Source organism: Pseudacidovorax sp. 1753, assembly GCF_040544975.1.
In the GTDB taxonomy this organism is placed as follows: domain Bacteria; phylum Pseudomonadota; class Gammaproteobacteria; order Burkholderiales; family Burkholderiaceae_C; genus Xenophilus.
In genome coordinates this window covers 380,644-399,371 of the sequence record NZ_JBEPKY010000002.1, presented here as the reverse complement: position 1 = coordinate 399,371, position 18,728 = coordinate 380,644, and the positions used below count along the sequence as shown (strand labels likewise).

Genomic DNA, 18,728 nt, shown 5'->3' with positions numbered 1-18,728 from the left:
TCATGACCTCAAGCGCTCGAACCGCCCGGTGCGGACCCGCATGCCGGGTGGTGTGGGAGGGGCTCCGTCGACAATGACGGACCCCTATCCCGATTTGGCGCACGCACCCGGCGCGCGTCCGCCTCGAAGGGGTGCATGGATGCACCATGGAGAGAAACTGTATCCAATCCTGATGTGCAATTGAGCCTCTATTTCTTCGACAGGCTTTCTGCGATCAGAGAAAAGAGTGCATTCACGTGCTCAATGGATTGGATACAAAGTGGCACGCCCATTGCTTGAAGGCAGGCATCCGGTTTCGCACCGGTCCTGTTGTTCAACCTTCCGGGAATGCCCATGCGCCAATTCATCGCTCCCCTCCTGGTGGCCGCCGCCGCCCTGATGCCGCTCGCCGGCCAGGCGCAGGACGCCATCAAGCTCGGCTACGCCAAGTGCGCGCACTGCACGCCGCTGGCCCTCACGCCGCAGAACGCCGACCCCGCCAAGGTCAAGCTCGAGGCCACCGGCTTCAACACCGGCAACGACGTGCTGACGGCCCTGCTGTCCAAGAGCATCGATGTCGCCCAGGTCACCTATCTGCACTACGCCACCGCCCTGGACAAGGGCTTCGACGTGGTCGCCATCTCGGGCCAGATCAACGGCGGCTCGCAGATCCTGGTGGGCAACGACGTGCCCGTGGCCGAGAACGACTGGGCGGGCCTGAAGAAGGTCATCGCCGAGTACAAGGCCCAGGGCAAGCCCTTCCGCGTGGCCGCCTCGCGCGGCAATGCGCAGGACATCCACATGCGCGGCGCCTTCGCCAAGCAGGGCATCGACATCAACAAGGACGTCCAGTTCATCAACATCCCCAACCCGTCGGACCACGTGCAGGCCCTGCGCCGCGGCGAGGTGGAGCTGATCTGCTCGGTCGACCCCTTCGCCACCCAGATCCGCGAAGTGAAGGCCGCCAAGTTCTTCACCTATCCCTATGACCAGGCGGCCGGCAAGCTCACCAACCTGATCGTCACCCGCTCCGACGTGATCGCCAGCAAGCCCAAGGCCGTGGAAGAGACGGTGCGCTCGATCATCAAGGTCAACGACCTGATGACCAAGGACAAGGGCCTGTTCATCGACACCATCCAGAAGGTGACGGGCCTGGACAAGGCCATCGCCACCGGCGCCGCCGCCAACCTGTACCCCGACTACCAGATCCACCGCGCCTCGGCCGTGGCCATCGCGCAGATGATGCGCGACCTCAAGTACATCAACACCGACGTGACGGCAGCAGTCGAGAAGAACATCGACTACCGCTTCCTCGAAGCCGCGACGGGCAAGCCCAAGTCGCAGCTGGGCTACTGAGGGCAGGGGCCGACGACGATGGCGGATTCCTCCACGACCACGCTGCCGGCCGCGCCGGCGCCGGCTGCTGCGATGCCGGCCTGGAAGCGGCTGTACCGGCGCGTCGAGCGCGCCATCGTGCCGGCCCTGGTGCTCATCGGCTGGGAGCTGTTCTCCCGCTCGGGCGTGCTGCCGCCCGCACTGCTGCCAGCGCCCTCGCAGGTGCTGGTGGCCTGGGCCGACTGGGTGATCGGCACCGACGGCAACACGCAGACCTATTCGGGCCGCTGGATCTTCGACGTGGCGGCCAGCGCCGGCCGCGTGTCCGCCGGCTTCGCGCTGGCGGCGGCCCTGGGCATCGGCCTGGGCATGGCCATCGGCTGGTCGCGCACCATCGAGAAGCTGATCGAGCCGCTGCTGCAGGTGCTGCGGCCGGTGCCGCCGGTGTCGTGGATTCCGCTGGCCATCATCTGGTTCGGCATCGCCAACAAGCCGGCCATCTTCCTGGTGTTCCTGGGCTCCTTCTTCCCGGTGCTGCTGTCCACCATCCATGGCGTGAAGACCTGCGACCGCAACCTGCTGCGCGCGGGCGCCATGGCCGGCGGCACGCCGCGGCTGCTGCTGCGGCACATCGTGTTCCCGGCGGCGCTGCCCAGCATCTTCTCGGGCCTGCGCATCGCCATCGGCTCGGCCTGGATGCTGACCGTCACGGCCGAGATGGTGGCCGTGAAGAGCGGCGTGGGCTATGTGCTCTGGGACTCGTACTACTTCCTGCGCTACGACATCGTCATCGCCGCCATGGCGAGCATCGGCCTGCTGGGCTACTGCAGCGACTGGCTGATCAAGCTGCTGTCGGCGCGCGTGCTGCGCTGGCAGCGCGGCTCCACCCTGCAATCGAAGGAAGGCTGATCGATGAGCCTCATCACCATCCAGAACGTCTCGCGTCATTTCGAGGACCCGCGCCGCGGCAGCGCCGTCAAGGCGCTGGACGACGTGAGCCTCAGCGTGGGCCGCAACGAGTTCCTCTGCCTGCTGGGCCCGAGCGGCTGCGGCAAGTCCACGCTGCTGAACATGATCGCCGGCTTCGACCACCCCACGGCCGGCGTGGTGGCCGTGGGCGGCCGGCCGGTGACGGCGCCGGGCGTGGACCGCGGCGTGGTCTTCCAGCAGCCCACGCTGATGCCCTGGCTGCCGGTGTGGGAGAACGTGGCCTTCCACCTCACCATGCGCGGCCTGCCCAAGGCAGAGCGGCGCAAGAAGGCGCAGCACTTCATCGACATGGTGGGGCTGCGCGGCTTCGAGAACCACTTTCCGAGCGAGCTGTCGGGCGGCATGAACCAGCGCGTGGGCATCGCCCGGGCGCTGCTGATGAACCCGGAGGTGATCCTGATGGACGAGCCCTTCGGCGCGCTGGACGAGCAGACCAAGATGGACATGCATGCCGAGCTGGTGCGCATCTGGCGCGACAGCCAGAGCACCATCGTGTTCGTCACGCACGGCATCGAGGAATCGCTGGCGCTGGGCACGCACATCGCGGTGATGTCGGCGCGGCCGGGCCGCATCCGCGAGCTGATCGAGGTGGACCTGCCGCGCCCGCGCGATTCCACCAGCCCGCGCTTCAACGACTACAAGCGGCACATCCTGCAGCTGTTGCGGCCTGAAGGGGTCGTGACGCCCACCGCTGCCGCACATGGCTGAGGCTGCATCGGTCACCTTCATCACCGGGGCCGCGGGCTTCGTCGGCCTGGCGCTGGTGGAGCATCTGCTCGCCCGCGGCGAGACGGTGGTCGGCTGGGATGTGGCGCCGCTGCCCGAGGCGGCGCAGCGCGCGTTGGCAGCATTGCCCGGGCGCTTCATCGCCTTGCGGGGCGACGTGGGCGATGCCGCAGCGCTGGAAGCCGCACTGGCCCTGCATCGGCCGCATCGCCTGGTGCTGCTGGCGGCCGTGACCGCGGCGGCCGAGCGCGAGCGCCGCGCGCCCGAAGGGATCTTCGCCGTCAACCTGGTGGCCGTGACCACGGCGCTGCGCCTGGCGTCGGCGCATGGCGTTCAGCGGGTGCTGCTGGCCAGCTCGGGCTCGGCCTATGGGGCCAGCGGGCGGCTGCCCGGCCTGCTGCACGATACCGACACGCCGTTGCAGCCCGAGGGGCTGTACGGCATCTCCAAGATGGCGGCCGAGGCGGCCGCGCGGCGGCTGGCCGGGCTGCTGGGCGTGGACCTGCGCATCGGCCGCCTGGGCACCTGCTTCGGCCCCTGGGAGCGCGACACCGGCGTGCGTGACACGCCCAGCGCGCCGCTACAAGCCTTGCGGCTGTTGCGCGCCCGTCAACCGGTTCGGCTGCCGCGCCCGCTGCGGCGCGACTGGCTCTACGTCCGCGATGCGGCCGCCGCCATCGCGGCACTGCTCGACACCGAGGCGCCGTCGCAGCCCATCTACAACCTGGCGGCCGGCTTCGAATGGTCGGTGGCCGACTGGTGCGCCTGGCTCGCCACGCAGCCGGGCTTCGAGCGCGCTGACTGGGGCATCGCCGCCGAAGGGGACGCCGCCAACATCGAGCCCTACGCCGACTACGACCGCGCCAGCATGGACATCTCGGCCCTGCGCCGGGACACCGGCTTCGTGCCGCACTACGACCTGCCGCGAGCCGGTGCTGACTTCCTTGCCTGGCTGCAGCGCAGCGCGGCGCCTGCCCATGTCTGAGATCACGCCCACGCCCGCCCAGCGTATGTCCGGCAAGGCCTGCATCGTCACCGGCGCCGCCTCCGGCATCGGCCGCGCCATCGCCCGCCGGCTGGCCGCCGAAGGTGCCTTCGTCATCGTGGCCGACATCACCGAGCAGCCCATCGAGGGCGGCCTGCCCACGCTCATGGCCATCGAGGCCGAAGGCGGCCAGGCCCGCTTCGTCCACTGCGACGTGAGCCGCACCGAGCAGGTCGACGCGCTCGTGGCGGAAGCCGTGCGCTGGCAGGGCCGGCTCGACGTGCTGGTCAACAACGCCTGCATCCGCCACGCGCGGCCCTTGGCCGACATGGAGGACGCCGACTGGCAGCGCCTGCTCGACGTCAACCTCGGCGGCGTCTTCCGCGCCAGCCGCGCCGCCGTGCGGCAGATGCGCACGCAGGCCGTGGTGGACGAGGTGCGCGGCCGCATCGTCAACCTGTCGTCGCAGCATGGCCTGATCGCTGCGCCCGGCGACCTGGGCTACGGCGTCACCAAGGCCGGCATCGGCTACATGACGCGGCAGGTGGCGGCCGACTATGCCGCCGAGCAGATCGCCTGCAATGCCGTGGCGCCCGGCAAGATCCAGACGGGGCAGGGCGGCCGCGCGCTCGACCCGGTCGTCATGGAGCGCGCCATCCGCCGCACACCCTGGCCGCGCCTGGGCCGGCCCGAGGACGTGGCCGAGGCGGTGCTCTTTCTTGCCAGTTCCGAAGCCCGTTTCATCACCGGTGCCGAACTCATGGTCGACGGCGGCTGGATGGCCGCCTGACCTTCCTTCTTTTCTTGAACACGAATCCCATGTCCGCCTTCGACCTCGTCATCCGCAACGCGCGCGCCGTCACGGCCAGCGACATCTTCGACTGCGACATTGCCGTGAAGGATGGCCGCATCGTGCAACTAGGCCAGGACCTGCCGGCCGGGGCGCGCGAGATCGACGCGGCCGGCCGCCATGTGACGCCCGGCGGCGTCGACGCGCACTGCCACCTCGACCAGCCCGAGCCGCCGCCGGTGGTGATGGCCGACGACTTCGACACCGGCACGCGTTCGGCAGCCTGTGGCGGCACCACCACCGTCATTCCCTTCGCGCTGCAGCACAAGGGCCAGTCGCTGCGCGAGGCGGTGGCCGACTACCACCAGCGCGCCGAAGGCAAGGCGCATGTGGACTACAGCTTCCACTTGATCGTGAGCGACCCCACGCCCACGGTGCTCGAAGAAGAACTGCCGGCGCTGATCCGCGAGGGCTACACCTCGTTCAAGATCTACATGACCTACGACAGCCTGAAGCTGGACGACGGGCAGATCCTGGACGTGCTGTCCGTGGCGCGCGAGCACGGCGCCATGGCCATGATCCATGCCGAGAACGCCGACTGCATCGAATGGCTCAGCAAGCGGCTGGAGGCCGCCGGCCGCACCGCGCCGCGCTGGCATGCGCATGCGCGGCCCATGCTGGTGGAGCGCGAGGCCACGCACCGCGCCATCGCGCTGTCGGAGCTGGTGGACGTGCCGATCCTCATCGTGCATGTCTCCGGACGCGAGGCGGTCGAGCAGATCCGCTGGGCCCGCGCCCACGGGCTGAACGTCTTCGCCGAGACCTGCCCGCAGTACCTCTTCCTTACCGCCGAGGACCTCGGCATCGACGACAGCTACCACGGCGCCAAGTGCGTCTGCAGCCCGCCGCCGCGCGACAAGCGCAACCAGCAGGTGATCTGGAACGGCCTGGCCGATGGGCTGTTCACGGTGTTCTCGTCCGACCACGCGCCCTACAAGTTCGACGGCACGGAGGGCAAGAAGCCGGGTGGCGAGGAGGTGGGCTTCCGCCACATTCCCAATGGCATTCCTGGCATCGAGACGCGCATGGCGCTGCTGTGGTCCGAAGGCGTGATGGCGGGGCGCATTACGCCGCAGAAGTTCGTGGAGCTGACATCGACCAACCCGGCGAAGGCCTATGGTCTGCATCCGCGCAAGGGCAGCCTGGCGGTGGGTGCCGATGCCGACCTCGTGATCTGGGACGAGCGCGAGTTCGTGCTGACCAATGCCCAGCTGCACCACAACGTGGACTACACGCCGTATGAAGGCATGCACCTGACGGCCTGGCCCGGCATGACGCTGTCGCGCGGCGAGGTGGTCTGGGACGGCCGCGACTTCACCGGCCGCCAGGGCGCCGGACGCTTCCTGCACTGCGGCACGCCCACGCTGGTGCCGCGCCGCCGGGGATGATCGGCGCCATGCGCATCCTGGTCATCAACCCCAACATCTCCGACAGCGTCACGGCCCTCATCGGCAGCGAGGCGGCGCGCAGCGCCAGCGCCGGCACCGAACTGACGCTGCGCACCGCGCCCTTCGGCGTGGCCTACATCGAGACCCGGTTCGAGGCCATGGTGGGCGCCTATGCGGCGGCCAACGTCGCGGCCGAGCATGCGGCGGGCCACGATGCGGTGATCGTGGCCGCCTTCGGTGATCCGGGCCTCGCGGCGCTGCGCGAGGTGCTGCCCATGCCGGTGCTGGGACTCACCGAATCGGCCCTGGCGAGTGCGTGCCTGCTGGGCCCGCGCTTCTCGATCATCGCCATCTCGCAGCGCATCCAGGCCTGGTACCGCGAGGTGGTGCAGGCCAACGGGCTCGAAGGCCGGCTGGCCAGCATCCGTGCCCTCGACCGGCCGCTGGCGCGCATCGACGGCATTCAGGAGGATCACACCGAAGCGCTGCTGGCCCTGTGCGAGCGGGCCGTGGCCGAGGACGGCGCCGATGTGCTGATCCTGGCCGGCGCGCCGCTGGCGGGGCTGGCGCGGCAGCTGGCCGGGCGCCTGCCGGTGCCGGTGGTCGATGGTGTCTCCAGCGCCGTGCGGCAGGCCGAGATGCTGCACGGCCTGCAGCCAGGCGCGGCCCGGCGCGGCAGCATGGCGCCGCCGCCGGCCAAGCCGCACCAGGGCCTGCCGCCGGCGCTTGCCGCGCTGCTCGACGCAGCCCAGGCCCGCGGCGCGTCGGCCTGAGCCAGCCGGCCGCGGGCGGCGGCGTCCGACAGACCGGCTGGGGGCTCGGCGGCAGGCTGCCGCCAGCGGCATCGCCGCAAGGAGCCTCCCCATGAAGATCAAGACACCCCTGCTGCTCGGCCTGTTGGCCGTCACCCTGACCGGCTGCATCGTCGCGCCTCCGCCACCCCCGCCCTCGGGCCCGCCACCTGGCGCCTACCGCGACCGGGACCGCGATGGCATGCCCAATCGCTACGACCGGGACCGCGATGGCGACGGCGTGCCCAACCGCTACGACGCGCGCCCCAACGACCCGCGTTACCGCTGACCCGCTGCGCGCCGTGGGGCGCGCGCCTACCATGCAGGGTTGTCCCTTGGAGACTCCCTGCATGACCTCGCTCTTTCCCGGATTCGAAGAACGCCGCGTCGACGTCGGCGACGGCATCGAGATCGCCGCCACCATCGGCGGCTCCGGCCCACCGCTGCTGCTGCTGCACGGCCATCCGCAGACCCGCGCCATCTGGCACAAGGTGGCGCCCACGCTGGCGCAGCACTACACCCTGGTCGCAGCGGACATCCGCGGCTACGGCGACTCCTCCAAGCCTGCCGGTCTGTCGGACCATGCCAACTACTCCAAGCGCGCCATGGCGCAGGACCAGGTGACGCTGATGCGCACGCTGGGCTTCGAGCGCTTCCTCGTCCTCGCGCATGACCGCGGCGCCCGCGTGGCCCACCGGCTGGCCATGGACCATGCGCAGGCCGTGCGCCGCTTGGTGACGCTCGACATCGCGCCCACGCTCGCCATGTACGAGCAGACCGACGAAGCCTTCGCACGCGCCTACTGGCACTGGTTCTTCCTGATCCAGCCGGCGCCGCTGCCCGAGCGGCTGATCGAGGCCGACCCGGCGCGCTACATCACCGACCTGATGGGCAAGCGCAGCGCCGGCCTGGCCCCCTTCGACCCGCGCGCCCTGGCCGAGTACCAGCGCTGCATCGCACTGCCCGGCGCGGCGCATGCCACCTGCGAGGACTACCGCGCGGCGGCCACCATCGATCTGCAACACGACCGTGCCGACCGCGAGGCCGGCCGCAAGCTCTCGATGCCGCTGCTCGCGCTGTGGGGCGAGGAGGGCGTGGTCCACCGCTGCTTCCAGCCCCTGGCCGAATGGCAGCGCGTGGCGGTGGATGTGCAGGGCGGCCCGCTGCCCTGCGGCCACTACATCGCCGAAGAGGCGCCCGAGGCGCTGCTGGCGCGGGTGATGCCGTTCCTGGCTGCGGCCGAATAGACCCGCCTCGAAGCCGGCGTTGGGCGCAGGAAGGCGCCTGGGCTGATGAGGCGGCAGGCTGCCGTCGCCAAGCCCCTTGCCGGCTCAGTTCCCCGTCAGTGATGTTTTCGAGAATCACTCGCATTCTCTTTTCTTATCTCTGACGGGAGGTTGTTCGTGGGAGCGTTCAAGCGAATCAGCAGGGCGGCGGCTGCGTGCGCGGTCGGTGCCGCGGCGATGGCGGGCCTGCCCGCGCAGGCGGGCGAGGGTGCCTTCGGCTGGGTCTACACACTGGACCTGCAGCCCAAGGGAACGGCGGAATTCGAGCAGAAGGTGGACGTCACGCATGGCCAGGCCACCGGCCGCTACGACTTCGGGCTGTACCGATCCGAGCTGGAGTACGGCATCACCAACGACCTGCAGATCGGCGGCTACCTGAATGCCGCCTCGATCAGCGCGCACAACAACTATCTCAGCCCCGAGACCTGCGACCACATTCCCTGTACCGCGGGCTTCGGCGTGCCGAGCCCGGCCAACACCAGCGATCCCTACAGCTACCGCCGCTTCGATGGCGCCTCCCTCGAGGGCATCTGGCGCATCACCAACCCGGTCACCTCGCCCGTCGGCATCGGCCTGTACGTGGAGCCCACCTGGGGCAAGCTGGAGGACGAGCTCGAGTTCCGCCTGATCGCCCAGTCCAACTTCCTCGACGACCGGCTGGTGCTGGCGGCCAACCTGCTGGTGGAGATCGAGAAGGAGAAGTACGACCCGGCCGGCATCATCAGGAACTCGATGGCCGACCTGCTGTACGGCGCCAGCTATCGCTTCGCGCCCAAGTGGACGGCCGGCGTGGAGGGCCGCTTCCACACCGACCACGACGGCTACCACTTCAACAAGCACACGCAGACGGCCAACTTCATCGGCCCCAACATCCACTACGCCGAGCGCAGCTGGTGGGTGACGGCCGCCTGGCGCTACCAGATCGGCGGCCACTGCTACGCCGACGGAACCGCCGATTGCGCGCTGGGCAAGGTGTGGGACAACCACGGCCGCAACCAGGTGGTCGTGAAGCTGGGGATCCCGCTGGAATGACGCGCATGCAATGGAAGCCGGCCGCGCTGATGCCGCTGGCGGCGCTGGGCGCGGCGCTGGCGCCCACGGCGCCCGTCTATGCAGCGGCCCGCATCTACGTGTCGGTCGAGCAGGCCCAGCGCGACCTGTTCGGCAGCCAGGCGCTGACCGCTTTTCCGGTGGCCCTGACGCCGGCCCAGCAGGACGAGGTGCGCGCGGCCTCGTCCGTGGCCCATCCCTTCCAGGGCAACCGCATCTGGAAAGCGGCCGATGGCGGCTGGTTCGTGGTGGACGAGGTGGTGGGCAAGCACGAGATGATCACCTACGCCGTGGCGCTGGACGCCCAGGGCCGCGTGCGCCGCGTGGAGGTGCTGGAGTACCACGAGTCCTACGGCTACGAGGTGGCCGAGCCGCAGTGGCTGCACCAGTTCGAGGGCAAGGATGGCGCTGCCCCGCTCAAGCTCGGCAAGGACGTGGAGAACATCTCCGGGGCCACGCTGTCGGCCAAGCACCTGACCGATGGCGTCAAGCGCGTGCTGGCGGTGTATGGGCGGGTGCTGCGTGGCCGCTAGCCCCCAGGCAGCGCGCGCTCCATCGCGGCGTGCAGGTCGCCATGGCGCGGCTGTGCCGGTGCGGGCCGTGGCCCCCCGTCCGCCGCTGCCGTCCGGCGATGGGCACCTATGTCGAAGTCATGGCCGAGCCGGCGGCCGGCATGTCGGCCGCCGAGGTGCTGGGCGCCGTGGAGGCGGCCTATGCCGCCATCGAACGCGTGGAGGCCTGCATGTCGCCGCACCGGCCGGATTCGGACCTCTGCCGCATCGCCGCGGCGCCGGCCGGCGCGGTGCTGGTGATCGACCCCTGGACCTGGGACGTGCTGGCTCTGGCCGGTCAACTCCACCAGGCGTCTGCGGGGCTTTTCGACTGTGCGGCGGATGCGGGCCGGCCGGGGGCCAGTCAGAGGGTCCTGCAACTCCTGCCCGCCGCGCGGGTGCGGGTGGGCGCGCCGGTGCGCGTCGACCTGGGCGGCATCGCCAAGGGCCATGCCGTGGATCGCGCCGTGGCGGCGCTGCGCGCGGCGGGCATTCGCCAGGGCCGGGTCAACGCAGGCGGCGACCTGCGTGTGCTGGGCCGAGTGCCCCAGCCCATCCATGTGCGTGATCCGTCGGTGCCCGGCCGGCTGAGGCACTTGGGGGACCTGGCCGATGGCGCGGTCGCCACCTCGGCGCCCGGTGCCGGCGCGCGCCTTCAGGCCCAGCCGCTGCGGTCCGCCATTGTGGACCCGCGCAGCGGGCAGGCGCTGGCCGGCGGCGCCAGCTATACCGTGGTGGCGCCCACCTGTGCACTGGCCGACGGCCTGACCAAGGTGCTGGCGCTGGGCGGCGCCCAGGCCCACGGCTGCCTGGCGGCCTTCGGTGCGCAAGGATGGGTGCTGTGACGCGGCACGGCCGACCCCACGCCAGCCGCATCGGCCGCCTGCCGCGCTGGCAGCGGCGCAGCCTGTACGGGGTGCTCGGCCTGTGCGCCGCCTCGGGCGTGGGCTGGTTCCTGCTGCTGGATGCATGGCACCGGCTGCCGCCGCAGCTCACGGCATGGTGGATCGTGCATGGCCTCACGGGTGCGCTCAGTTTGGTGGCGCTGGGCAGCGTGCTGCCGCATCACGTGGTGGTGGCCTGGAAGGCGCGGCGCAACCGCGCTGCCGGGGCCTGCGCCCTGGGCCTGTTCGCGGCGGCGGCGCTGACGGCGCTGGCACTGCTCTACGGCGCGGAGGAATGGCGCGACGGCGTGCATGTCGCCCATGTCGCGCTGGGCCTGGCCGTCACCGCGGCGCTGCCCTGGCACCTGTGGCGCGGGCGGCGCCGCGACCCGCCGGCCTGACGGCGCGTCGATCAGGCCTTCGGGGCTGCGCGCTTCGCCCCAGGCAGGCGCACCAGCCCGCTCGACAGCGCCACACCGCACACGATCACCAGCGCGCAGCCCAGCATCCAGGCCGTCACCCGCTCACCCAGCAGCAGCCAGCCGTAGAAGACGGCGAACACTGGCACCAGGAAGGTCACGGTCAATGCCTTGGCTGGCCCCGCGCGGGCGATCAGCCGGAAGAACAGGATGTAGGCCAGCCCGGTGCAGGCCACGCCCAGGGCCACCAGGGCCAGCCAGGCGCGCACGCCGGGCATCTGGCTGGGCCAACTGAGCGCGGCGGGCACCACCAGCAGCGCCGTCGCGCCGATCTGGCTGCCCGCGGCATTGACCAGCGGCGGCACCGGCTGCAGCCAGCGCCGGGCCGCGCTGGCCGACAGGCCATAGCAAAGGCAGGCGCCCAGGCAGGCCAGCACGGCCCACAGCGTGCGCCAGTCGCCCGCGCCGGTGTGCAGGCCGGTGGAGCCGCTGGCCAGCAGCGCCACGCCCACGAAGCCGACCACCAGCCCCAGCGCCCGCGAGCCGTCCGGCCGGTCTCCGAAGACGGCCCACGCCACCAGCGCGCCGAACATCGGCACCGTGGCGTTGATCACCGCCGCCAGGCCGGTGGGAATGGTCAGCAGTGCGAAGGAGAAGAGCGCGAAGGGCAAGCCCGAATTGAGCATGCCCACGCCGCTGGTCACCCGCCAGTGGCGGCGCAGGTCGGCGCCCTGGCCACGCAGCAGCACCAGCGGCACCAGCACCAGCGCGGCGATGCCGACGCGCATGGCCGCCACCGGCAGCGCGCCGAACTCGGCGGCCCCGACGCGCATGAAGAGGAAGGAGGCGCCCCACAGCGCCGCCAGCAGCACGAGATCGATCAGCCAGGGGCGTGATGCAGAACGCGGCGGACTCACGCCACCTCCCGCGTTCGCTCGCGCGCGGTCGGGGTGTTGCCGACGCGCCTCGCGGCCGGCCCTCGGTCCGCCGGTGGCAGCGCCACGCCTTCCAGCGTGAGCAGCGCACGCTTGCGCTCCAGGCCGCCCGCGTAGCCCGTCAGGCTGCCATCGGCTCCGATGACCCGGTGGCAGGGCACGATCACGCTGAGCGGATTGCGGCCCACGGCGGCGCCGACGGCGCGCATGGCGGCCGGCCGGCCGAGCGCCAGGCCCAGGCCGCCGTAACTGTGCGTGCCCCCGCGCGGAATCGTCAGCAGGGCATGCCACACCGCCTGCTGGAAGGGCGTGCCGCGGGACAGGTCCAGCGGCAGCTCGAAGCCGGTCCGCCGGCCGCCCAGGTAATCCTGCAACTGGCCGGCGGCGTCCTGCAAGAGCGCATGGCTCGGATCGGGCTCCCAGCCGGAGGTGTCGGGGTGGTGGCGCTGTGCGTCGAACCACAGGCCGGCCAGGCCGTCGGCGCTGGCGGCCAGCAGGACGCCGCCGAGAGGCGTGTCGATGTGGCAGGTACGCAGCGCGACGCGGCGGGCGCGGAAAGGGACAGGGATCATGATGGGTCCTTCGTGGAGGGAGGCGCGGCCAGGCCGTGCCAGGCGGCGAGCACCGCGTAGCTGCGCCAGGGCCGCCAGGCCTGCGACGCGGCCTCGGCCGCGCGGGCCTGGGTCACGCCCAGGGCCTTCTGCAGCGCGATGTCGCCGGCGGGAAAGGCATCGGGCCAGCGCAGCGCGCGCATGGCGATGTACTGCGCGGTCCAGGCGCCGATGCCGGGCAGCGCCTGCAGGGCCGCGCAGGTTCGTTGCGGCTCGGCACCGGCGTGCAGTGCGAGCCGTCCGTCCAGCACCGACTCGGCCAGCGCACGCAATGCGGCCTGCCGCTGGCGCACCAGGCCGAGCCGGCCCAGTGTTTCGCCATCGGCGGCCGCCAGCGCCGCAGGGGTGGGGAACAGACGATCCAGCCCGTCGAAGGGCGTGGCGATGGGTTCGCCCAATGCCTGCACCAGGCGGCCGCCCAGCGTGCGCGCGGCCGCCACCGTGACCTGCTGGCCCAGCACTGCGCGCACCGCCAGTTCGAAGCCGTCGAGCGTGCCGGGCACTCGCAGCCCCTCGGCCGCAGGGAAGTGCGGCCCCAGCACGGCATGGATCGCGGCTGGATCGGCATCGAGGTCGAGCAGCGCACGCACCCGGCTGGCCAGGATCGGCAGCACGGGCGCGAGGGATTCGGCCAGCGTGAGCTGCACCTGTGCGGCCCGTACGTCGAAGCGAAGCGTCAGCCAGCCTGCGTGCGCGCCGATGCGCAGCGTGCGGGTGATGGCTCCCTGCGCGTCCACCTGCTCCATGCCGGCGAGTGCGCGTCGCGCGAAGAAGCCCTGCAGCGTGGCCAGGTCGTAGGGCGGCCTGTAGCCCAGGCGGACGGTCAGACCGCCGCTGGCCTGACCGCCGGCACTGCCCGACTCGCCCGCGCGGCGCATCTCGCGCGGATTCAGCCCGTAGTGCGCCGCAAAGGCGGCCTGGAAGCGCCGCACGCTGCCGAAGCCGCTGGCGCGCGCGACGTCGGCCACGGGCAGGCGCGTGTCAGCCAGCAGTTGCTTGGCGGCCAGCAGCCGGCGCGTCTGCAGGTACTGCAATGGCGGGACGCCGAATTCGGCTTCGAACAGGCGGCGCAGGTGGCGGTCGCTCACGCCCAGGCGTGCGGCAATGCGCGCCACCACGGGGCCGGGCTGCACGTCGGTGTCGCCGCCGGCGCTCGCGGTCCAGAGTTCGGGCTCATCCATCAAGCGCGCGGCCTGCCGGGCCAGGATGTGCGAGGCGTCCTCGGTGCTCCAGGCGGGCGCGCCGCCACCTCGCGGCGCCAGCTCGGGCCGGCAGCGCAGGCAAGGACGAAAGCCCGCCGCCTCGGCCTGGGCGGCATGGCGGAAGAAGCGGCAGTTCTCGCGTCGCGGCAGGCGCACGCGGCACACCGGCCGGCAGTAGATGCCGGTACTGAGCACGGCGGTGAAGAAGGCCCCGTCGAAGCGTGCGTCGCGGGTCTTCAACGCCAGGTAACAGGCGTCGCCTTCGGTATCCGCCAACGCGTCGGGCCGGGAGTTCATGCGGGGCATGCTACCTGTGCAAAAGCACTTGAATGCGCCATTTCCGGACATCCGAGGCTTAGGGGGCGGTGCCTACAATCGCCGCCGTCACTTTTGTTGTCATTTCCTCCCCCTCCCAGCCATGCAACTCAGCCCCTCGATCTTCAAGGCGTACGACATCCGCGGCATCGTGCCGAGCACCCTGGATGCGGAGGTGGCCGAGGCGCTGGGACGCGCATTCGGCAGCGCCGCGCGCGCCGCTGGCGAGCGCACGGTGGCCGTGGGCCGCGACGGTCGTCTGTCGGGCCCGAGCCTGGCCGAGGCGCTGATCCGCGGCCTCGTGGCCACGGGGGTGGAAGTGATCGACATCGGCGCCGTGACGACGCCCATGCTGTACTTCGCGGCCAACACGCTGTGCACCTCGGGCATCCAGGTCACCGGCAGCCACAATCCCAAGGACTACAACGGCTTCAAGATGGTGCTGGCCGGCCGCGCCATCTACGGCGACGAGATACAGGGCCTGCGCAAGGTCATGGAAGACGGCAGCGCCCAACTGGCCGAGGGCGGCAGCGTCCGCCAGGTCGACGTGCTGCCCGCCTATGTCGAGCGCATCACTGGCGACATCAGGCTGCAGCGCCCCCTCAAGATCGTGGTCGACTCCGGCAACGGCATTGCTGGCGCGTCCGCCCCTGCCATCTACCGTGCCATCGGCTGCGAGGTGATCGAACTGTTCAGCGAGGTGGACGGCAACTTCCCCAACCACCATCCCGACCCCAGCAAGCCCGACAACCTCAAGGACCTGATCAAGGCCCTGCAGACCACCGATGCCGAACTGGGCCTGGCCTTCGATGGCGACGGCGACCGCCTGGGCATCGTCACCAAGGACGGCAACAACATCTTCCCCGACCGCCAGATGATGCTGTTCGCCAAGGACGTGCTCTCGCGCGTGCCGGGCGGCACCATCGTCTATGACGTCAAGTGCACGCAGCGCCTGGCGCCGGCCATCGAGGCCGCGGGCGGCCAGCCGCTGATCTACAAGACCGGGCATTCGCTCATCAAGGCCAAGATGAAGGAGCTCGACTCGCCCCTGGGCGGCGAGATGAGCGGCCACATCTTCTTCAAGGAACGCTGGTTCGGCTTCGACGACGGCACCTATGCCGGCTGCCGCCTGCTGGAGATCCTGTCGGCTCATCCGAACGCCAGCGAGGTGCTCAACGCGCTGCCCACCAGCTTCTCCACGCCCGAGCTCAACGTGAAGTGCAACGAGGGCGAGCCGCACAAGCTGGTCGAGGAGATGAAGGCCAAGGCGAAGTTCGACGCCGACGCCAAGGTCTCGACCATCGACGGCATCCGCGTCGACTGGGCCGACGGCTTCGGGCTGGTGCGCGCCTCCAACACCACGCCGGTGCTGGTGCTGCGCTTCGAAGGCCAGACGCAGGAAGCCCTGCACCGCATCGAAGCCACCATGACGGCGCTGCTCAAGTCGGTCAAGCCCGACGCGAGCTTCGCGGAGGCGGCGCACTGAGCGTGCCGCGCGTTTCCCGTTCTCCCGCGCTGCGCCTCTACGGGTGGTTCACCCGCCTCGCGCAGCCCCTTCTCAAACGCAAGCTGCGCAAGCGCGCCAAGGCCGAGCCGGGCTATGCCCATGCGGTGGCGGAGCGCTTTGGCGTGTACGACCCCGCGCTGCAGATCCGCGACGCCTGCTGGGTGCATGCCGTCTCGCTCGGCGAGACGCGCGCCGCCGGCATCCTGATCGCCGAACTGCGCCGGCAGCTTCCCGGCGTGCCCATCCTGCTGACCCATGGCACCGCCACGGGCCGGGAGGAGGGCGCCAAGCTGTTGCAGGACGGCGATGTGCAGGTCTGGCAGCCCTGGGACACGCCGAAGGCCGTGGCCGCATTCCTCGACCGCTTCCGTCCACGCATCGGCGTGCTGATGGAAACCGAGGTCTGGCCCGAGCTCACAGCGGCCTGCGCACAGCGGGGCATTCCGCTCACGCTGGCCAACGCACGCCTGTCCGAGAAGTCGCTGGCCAAGGCCGAGCGCTGGTCCTCGCTGGCGCGGCCGGCCTATGCCTCGCTGGCGGCCGTCTGGGCCCAGAGCGAGGCCGATGCGCACCGCCTCGTGTCGCTGGGCGCCAAGCTGGGCGGCGTGTTCGGCAACCTCAAGTTCGATGCGCAGCCCGATGCGCGGCAACTGGTGCATGCGCAGGCCCTGCGTGCGCGCCTGCCCAAGCCGGTGGTGGTGTTCGCCAGCTCGCGTGATGGCGAGGAGGCGATGCTGCTCGATGCACTGCGCCACTTCTGGACCACCGCGCCGTCGAGTGACGACTTCGGTCCCGCGGCCGCCGCGGACGGCAATCCGGGCCGCCCGCGCGGCGAGCGCGCCCGCCATCTGCCGCGCCTGCGCGCCTGCGACGTGCAGTGGCTGATCGTGCCGCGCCATCCACAGCGCTTCGACGCGGTGGCCGAGCTGATCGCGCAGCGCGGCTTCGCCTGCGTGCGCCGGTCCACCGCGGAGGGCGCGCCCGAGGGCGAGGAGATCTGGCTGGGCGATTCGCTGGGCGAGATGGCGCTGTACTACGGCCTCTCAGAAGCCGCGCTCCTGGGCGGCAGCTTCGCGCCCCTGGGCGGACAGAACCTGATCGAGGCGGCGGCCTGTGCCTGCCCCATCGTGATGGGCCCGTCCACCTTCAACTTTGCCGAGGCGGCCGAACTGGCCATTGCCGCCGGCGGTGCATTGCGCGTGGACGACATGATGAAGGCCGTGGTGCACGCGCTGTCGCTGGTGGCGGACAAGGGCCGCTGCGCCGCGATGTCGCAGGCGGCGCTGGGCTTTGCCGGCGGCCACCGCGGCGCGGCCGAGCGCACGGCGGCGGCCATCCTGGCGCTGGGGCAATCGGTGCCCGATCCGGAGCCGGTTGCTATGGCTGCCGGGTCCGACACGACGGCCGCGTCTGCCGACCCGTCGTTGGCTGCGCGGACGGAGCCGCAACTGCAGGCATCGTCGTCGCTGGCGCCGGAGCCGATGACGGAACCGATGGCGGAGCCGGGAACAGTGGTCGCATCGGCCTCGAAGACCGTACCGCCGACGGGCCATGCCCCGGGCGAGCGCGCCGAGCCGGTGTTCGACCCCGAGGCACCGCTCATCTTGCCCGAAGAGCGCAGGGGCTGATCGGAGCGGGCCCTCTCCCGCAAGGGAAGAGGGCGCCATGCGCAGCCTGTGACTCTGCAGCCTCTCAGCGTTGGGTTGGGCGATCGTTCAGCCGGCTCTGGTTCGGTCGGCGCAGCGTTCAGCCTGCCGCGCCGCCCACGTACACCCGCGGCACGCGCCGCACATGGCACAGCAGTTCGTAGCTGATCGTCCCGGCCGCGGCGGCCACGGTATTGATCGGCACGCGTGGTCCCCACAGCTCCACCCGGCTGCCGATGCCTTCGCCCGGCAGATTCGTCAGGTCGACCGTCAGCATGTCCATCGACACGCGGCCCACGATGCGGCTCGCGTGCTCGCCGACGAGGACCGGCGTGCCCGTGGGCACCACGCGAGGGTAGCCGTCCGCATAGCCGATCGCCACCAGCCCCACGCGGCAGGGCGCGTCGGCCACGAAGCGGGCGCCGTAGCCCAGCGCGTCGCCGGGCTGAAGCTCGCGCACGGCGAAGACCTCGCTCTCCAGCGTCATCACCGCGCGCAGCGCCGGATCGGGCACGGGCAGCGGATCGGCGCCGTACAGCAGGATGCCGGGTCGTGCCCAGTCGCCGCGGGCCGCCGGCCAGGCGAGCACGCCGGCGGAATTGGCAAGACTGCGTTCGCCGGGCAGGCCGGCCGTCGCGGCCTCGAAGCAGGCGATCTGCGCGGCGGTGGCGGGGCTGTCGGGCTCGTCCGCGCGGGCAAAGTGCGTCATCAGCGTGATCGCGCCAACCTGCGGGCAGGCGGCGAGACGGCGGTGCGCCTCGCGCACCTCGGGCGGCGCAAAGCCGGCGCGGTGCATACCGCTGTCCACCTTCAGCCACACATTCAGCCCAACGAGTTCCGGATGCGCCTCGACGGCGCGCAGCTGCGCTTCGTGGTGCACCACCACCCAGCAGTCCTGCGCATGCGCGGCGACCAGTTCGGCCGCGGAGAAGCAGCCCTCCAGGATCAGGATCGGCTGTGTGAGGCCCGCGGCGCGCAGTGGATGGGCCTCGGCCAGGAAGGCGACCGCGAAGCCGTCTGCCTCGGACGCCAGCGCCTGCGCGCAGGGGACGGCGCCGTGGCCATAGGCGTCGGCCTTGACGGTGGCAAAGGCCCGGCCGCCGTGGCGCTGGCGCGCGAGGCGGTAGTTGTGGCGAAGCGCGTCGAGGTCGATGACCGCGCGCGATGGGCGATCGGAGACGGGCAGGGCGGCCATCTCGGGCGCGCCAGGGGCAAGACGGGAAGGGGCGACAGAAGCGTTCATCGGCACGATCACCGTGATCACGGTGCTGGGCGGGG

19 protein-coding genes are annotated in these 18,728 nt (G+C 71.2%); 15 read left to right on the top strand and 4 right to left on the bottom strand.

The genetic code is table 11. The features are described 5' to 3' along the window. Window positions 1-333: 333 nt before the first annotated feature. From ABIC63_RS04320 to ABIC63_RS04260, 13 genes are all read left to right on the top strand, one after another. Window positions 334-1,335: an ABC transporter substrate-binding protein gene (locus ABIC63_RS04320; RefSeq protein ID WP_354318825.1), complete on the top strand. Its 1,002-nt coding sequence runs from the start codon at window positions 334-336 to the stop codon at window positions 1,333-1,335. 72 nt (window positions 1,336-1,407) lie between these two features. Then, window positions 1,408-2,223: an ABC transporter permease gene (locus tag ABIC63_RS04315; RefSeq protein ID WP_354318846.1), complete on the top strand. Its 816-nt coding sequence runs from the start codon at window positions 1,408-1,410 to the stop codon at window positions 2,221-2,223. Between the two features lie 3 nt (window positions 2,224-2,226). After that, window positions 2,227-3,012 (top strand): ABC transporter ATP-binding protein, encoded by a 786-nt coding sequence (locus ABIC63_RS04310; RefSeq protein ID WP_354318824.1) that lies wholly within the window; start codon window positions 2,227-2,229, stop codon window positions 3,010-3,012. After that, window positions 3,005-4,015 carry an NAD-dependent epimerase/dehydratase family protein gene (locus tag ABIC63_RS04305; protein ID WP_354318823.1) on the top strand — a complete coding sequence of 337 codons (1,011 nt, stop codon included), beginning with the start codon at window positions 3,005-3,007 and terminating at the stop codon, window positions 4,013-4,015. Before ABIC63_RS04310 ends, ABIC63_RS04305 begins: the two co-directional genes overlap by 8 nt. After that, complete coding sequence (locus ABIC63_RS04300; protein WP_354318822.1) at window positions 4,008-4,805, top strand: SDR family NAD(P)-dependent oxidoreductase; 798 nt, start codon at window positions 4,008-4,010, stop codon at window positions 4,803-4,805. The genes ABIC63_RS04305 and ABIC63_RS04300 overlap by 8 nt, the downstream gene beginning before the upstream one ends. Window positions 4,806-4,834: 29 nt before the next feature. Further along, window positions 4,835-6,253 (top strand): dihydropyrimidinase, encoded by a 1,419-nt coding sequence (gene hydA, locus ABIC63_RS04295; protein ID WP_294369838.1) that lies wholly within the window; start codon window positions 4,835-4,837, stop codon window positions 6,251-6,253. An 8-nt stretch (window positions 6,254-6,261) separates the two neighbouring features. Then, the gene (locus ABIC63_RS04290; RefSeq protein ID WP_076504808.1) at window positions 6,262-7,026 is read left to right on the top strand and encodes an aspartate/glutamate racemase family protein; all 765 of its coding nucleotides are present in this window, start codon (window positions 6,262-6,264) and stop codon (window positions 7,024-7,026) included. A 91-nt stretch (window positions 7,027-7,117) separates the two neighbouring features. Continuing rightward, entirely contained in the window at window positions 7,118-7,333 is a 216-nt protein-coding gene (locus tag ABIC63_RS04285) for a hypothetical protein (RefSeq protein WP_017762240.1), read from the top strand. Between the two features lie 61 nt (window positions 7,334-7,394). Then, window positions 7,395-8,291 carry an alpha/beta fold hydrolase gene (locus ABIC63_RS04280; protein WP_354318821.1) on the top strand — a complete coding sequence of 299 codons (897 nt, stop codon included), beginning with the start codon at window positions 7,395-7,397 and terminating at the stop codon, window positions 8,289-8,291. Window positions 8,292-8,507: 216 nt separating this feature from the next. Next, window positions 8,508-9,362, top strand: coding sequence for a DUF6662 family protein (locus ABIC63_RS04275; protein WP_354318820.1), 855 nt, complete (start codon window positions 8,508-8,510; stop codon window positions 9,360-9,362). Between the two features lie 5 nt (window positions 9,363-9,367). Further along, window positions 9,368-9,913 (top strand): FMN-binding protein, encoded by a 546-nt coding sequence (locus ABIC63_RS04270; protein ID WP_294369826.1) that lies wholly within the window; start codon window positions 9,368-9,370, stop codon window positions 9,911-9,913. A gap of 98 nt (window positions 9,914-10,011) precedes the next feature. After that, window positions 10,012-10,776 (top strand): FAD:protein FMN transferase, encoded by a 765-nt coding sequence (locus ABIC63_RS04265; protein ID WP_354318819.1) that lies wholly within the window; start codon window positions 10,012-10,014, stop codon window positions 10,774-10,776. Next, window positions 10,773-11,216, top strand: coding sequence for a hypothetical protein (locus tag ABIC63_RS04260; RefSeq protein WP_354318818.1), 444 nt, complete (start codon window positions 10,773-10,775; stop codon window positions 11,214-11,216). The genes ABIC63_RS04265 and ABIC63_RS04260 overlap by 4 nt, the downstream gene beginning before the upstream one ends. Before the next feature lie 11 nt (window positions 11,217-11,227). On the opposite strand, the gene ABIC63_RS04255 is transcribed toward ABIC63_RS04260, so the two are convergent. The 3 genes from ABIC63_RS04255 to ABIC63_RS04245 are packed head-to-tail and all read right to left on the bottom strand — an operon-like array spanning window position 11,228 to window position 14,288. Beyond that, complete coding sequence (locus ABIC63_RS04255; RefSeq protein WP_294369817.1) at window positions 11,228-12,151, bottom strand: DMT family transporter; 924 nt, start codon at window positions 12,149-12,151, stop codon at window positions 11,228-11,230. Then, window positions 12,148-12,741, bottom strand: a complete 594-nt coding sequence (locus ABIC63_RS04250) for a methylated-DNA--[protein]-cysteine S-methyltransferase (protein ID WP_354318817.1) — start codon at window positions 12,739-12,741, stop codon at window positions 12,148-12,150. The genes ABIC63_RS04255 and ABIC63_RS04250 overlap by 4 nt, the downstream gene beginning before the upstream one ends. Next, window positions 12,738-14,288, bottom strand: a complete 1,551-nt coding sequence (locus ABIC63_RS04245) for an AlkA N-terminal domain-containing protein (RefSeq protein WP_354318816.1) — start codon at window positions 14,286-14,288, stop codon at window positions 12,738-12,740. The genes ABIC63_RS04250 and ABIC63_RS04245 overlap by 4 nt, the downstream gene beginning before the upstream one ends. Window positions 14,289-14,400: 112 nt before the next feature. On the opposite strand from ABIC63_RS04245, the gene ABIC63_RS04240 reads away from it, so the two are divergent. Both ABIC63_RS04240 and ABIC63_RS04235 read left to right on the top strand, forming a co-directional pair. After that, window positions 14,401-15,783: a phosphomannomutase/phosphoglucomutase gene (locus ABIC63_RS04240; protein WP_354318815.1), complete on the top strand. Its 1,383-nt coding sequence runs from the start codon at window positions 14,401-14,403 to the stop codon at window positions 15,781-15,783. Window positions 15,784-15,785: 2 nt separating this feature from the next. Beyond that, complete coding sequence (locus ABIC63_RS04235) at window positions 15,786-17,432, top strand: 3-deoxy-D-manno-octulosonic acid transferase (RefSeq protein ID WP_354318814.1); 1,647 nt, start codon at window positions 15,786-15,788, stop codon at window positions 17,430-17,432. A 118-nt stretch (window positions 17,433-17,550) separates the two neighbouring features. Here ABIC63_RS04235 and alr read toward each other — a convergent pair whose 3' ends face one another. After that, window positions 17,551-18,693 carry an alanine racemase gene (gene alr / locus ABIC63_RS04230; RefSeq protein ID WP_354318813.1) on the bottom strand — a complete coding sequence of 381 codons (1,143 nt, stop codon included), beginning with the start codon at window positions 18,691-18,693 and terminating at the stop codon, window positions 17,551-17,553. Between the last annotated feature and the right edge of the window lie 35 nt (window positions 18,694-18,728).